This is a genomic window from Mesorhizobium sp. M7A.F.Ca.CA.002.04.1.1 (assembly GCF_004022805.1).
Classification (GTDB): domain Bacteria; phylum Pseudomonadota; class Alphaproteobacteria; order Rhizobiales; family Rhizobiaceae; genus Mesorhizobium; species Mesorhizobium ciceri.
On record NZ_RZPL01000896.1, the window covers coordinates 1 to 1,998 of the forward strand.

General features: G+C 60.7%; 3 protein-coding genes and 1 pseudogene. All 4 read right to left on the bottom strand.

What is annotated here, in order from left to right:
• Positions 1-259, bottom strand: a 259-nt coding sequence (locus tag ENZ75_RS30100; protein WP_164747151.1) for a helix-turn-helix domain-containing protein, incomplete at its 3' end; no start/stop codon positions are given.
• Positions 260-415: 156 nt separating this feature from the next.
• Positions 416-698, bottom strand: a pseudogene (locus tag ENZ75_RS30105) (tyrosine-type recombinase/integrase); the annotation flags it as partial.
• 82 nt (positions 699-780) lie between these two features.
• The gene (locus tag ENZ75_RS30110; RefSeq protein ID WP_164747152.1) at positions 781-1,143 is read right to left on the bottom strand and encodes an AraC family ligand binding domain-containing protein; all 363 of its coding nucleotides are present in this window, start codon (positions 1,141-1,143) and stop codon (positions 781-783) included.
• Between the two features lie 2 nt (positions 1,144-1,145).
• The coding region (locus ENZ75_RS30115; RefSeq protein ID WP_128278560.1) for an FAD-binding oxidoreductase at positions 1,146-1,998 on the bottom strand (853 nt) is incomplete at its 5' end.

A 1,998-nucleotide genomic window follows, 5' to 3' on the forward strand; every position in this document is an offset into this window, starting at 1 on the left:
GCCGCTCGCGTATCTTCGGCGCACCCCATGTCGGCTTGTCTTGCTTGAGGCGCACAATCAGCTTCTCGATTTGAAACGGAAGCTGATTGGCGTGGCGATAGGGCCGCCGCGATCGGTCCGTCAGCCCCTCCAGGCCGCTGTCGTTGTAGCGCGTGAGGATCTTGTAGCCGGTCTTGCGCGAGATATCGAACTCCCGGCAAAGCATCGCCATCTTCTCGCCGTCCAGCAGCCGGGCGACGAACTTCAGCCGCTCTTCCATGACGTTACACTCCCTCCAAGGCACCTTGCTCTCCTTGCAAAGGGCCGAAAGTGTAACCCATCTATCCAGAATGAACTGTCACCCATCTCTCGGGAAGGGCATTATTATCAATGGGTTTATTGACAGGTTCGCCACGAGGTTCGCCAAGCGCGTTACCAGCCGTACGACTCGGTCCATGCCCTGCACAGCCAACGCACCTGCGACGCTTCCCGGGAATAGAGTTCGGCATGGTCAATGTCGTCATGGCCGAGACATCCAACATCTGCCTGGTGGATGCCTCCGCTTCGGCGAGATAGACCCCAAGTGACTTCCGCAGACCATGCAGCGTAAGGCCCTTCGGCAATCCCGCGAGAGCGCACCAGTGGGTCATAGCACCGGTCAGAGATTTCGGCGAGAAAGGTTGGCCATATTCCGTGACTAGAACTGTTTCGCCGCGCCGGTCGGCGCGGAGATGCCAAAACAGCAGTTTCGCTACCCCGGAACTGCGCCGTGAAGGGCCAATCCATGATATGCCTGCCACTTCAAGGTTCTACCGTCCCTTGCCGTGCTGCCCAGTCGTATGGGTACAGACAGTAAAAATAGCCGGTACGCTCGGTGGCGATGTATTTGAGGTGGGTGCCGTTGGGCAGCCAGACGATGTCGCCAGGGCGGCATTCGTGGCGGCCGTCATCCAGTTCGATCGTCAGCGTGCCTTCATGGATGAACAGCACCTCGTCATAGGTCACGGTCCAGTCGATCGAGGCGTTCTCCAGATACTCGATGCCGCCGCCCATGGTCCGGCTGATCTCGGCATTGATCACGCGCGCGATCGAAGACGTTCCGGTCGGCGTGACCGATGGCTTTAGGGTCAACTCGCTGTGCTTGAAAATCTTGGCCTTGGACATCGTCATCCCTTTTTTGCGCGAAGATTGGCTTTGGAGGGAGTGACGCCGGACGGAGCCAGCCCGGCGAGCCATCTCGTCACCGGATCGAGCTTGCGCCCGGCATGTTCGAAATCGTCACGCCGACGCACAGCGCCGCGGACAAAATGTGCACCGACAAAGCGAAAGGGTTCGGGCGGGAAACCGCGCGTTACCGGACGAACCAGCGCCGAATGCGTCAGTTCCGATTCACCGTCAGTCAACAGGCCGGTGAGGATCTCGCCGCCGATATAAGCCATTGTCGTGCCATTGCCGGAAAAGCCATAGCCGTAAACGACATCGCGGTTGGCGCGCAAAGCGCCGAAAAGTGGCACGCCGCTCACCGTCCGGTCGATCGGGCCGTTCCATGATGTCTCGAGCGGAAAATCGGCGAGCGCCGGGTGGCCGTCCCGCAGCGCGCGACGCATTTCGGCGACACGGGGCGACTGGCCATGGAAACGCTGGTCGACGATGCCGCCGAAGCCAATAACGCCACCGCTGACGCCGACGGACAGCCGACCATCGCGCGTCGGAGACCAACCGCCAACGAAGACGCGGGAATCGATCATCAGCGGCGCCCGGCGGTAGCCGATCTTGTCGAGAAGGTCTGGAATGGGCTGTGACATGGCGTCGTCGCTGGAGATGTTGAAGATCGCAGGGGCCAGTTCCGGAATCGCGCCGGACCAGGCATTCATGGCAAGCACGACCTTGCCGCAGGATACAGTTCCTTTCGCCGTTTCCACCGTGAGCTTGCCCCGTCGTGAAAACCGCTTCATCGGCGACTTTTCATAGATCCGAACGCCGCGCTTTAGCGCTGCACGACGCAGGCCGCGCACCAGG

Bases quoted from the DNA above. Each gene is read 5' to 3' on its own strand.
- ENZ75_RS30110 (WP_164747152.1), bottom strand. From the start codon at position 1,143: ATGTCCAAGGCCAAGATTTTCAAGCACAGCGAGTTGACCCTAAAGCCA.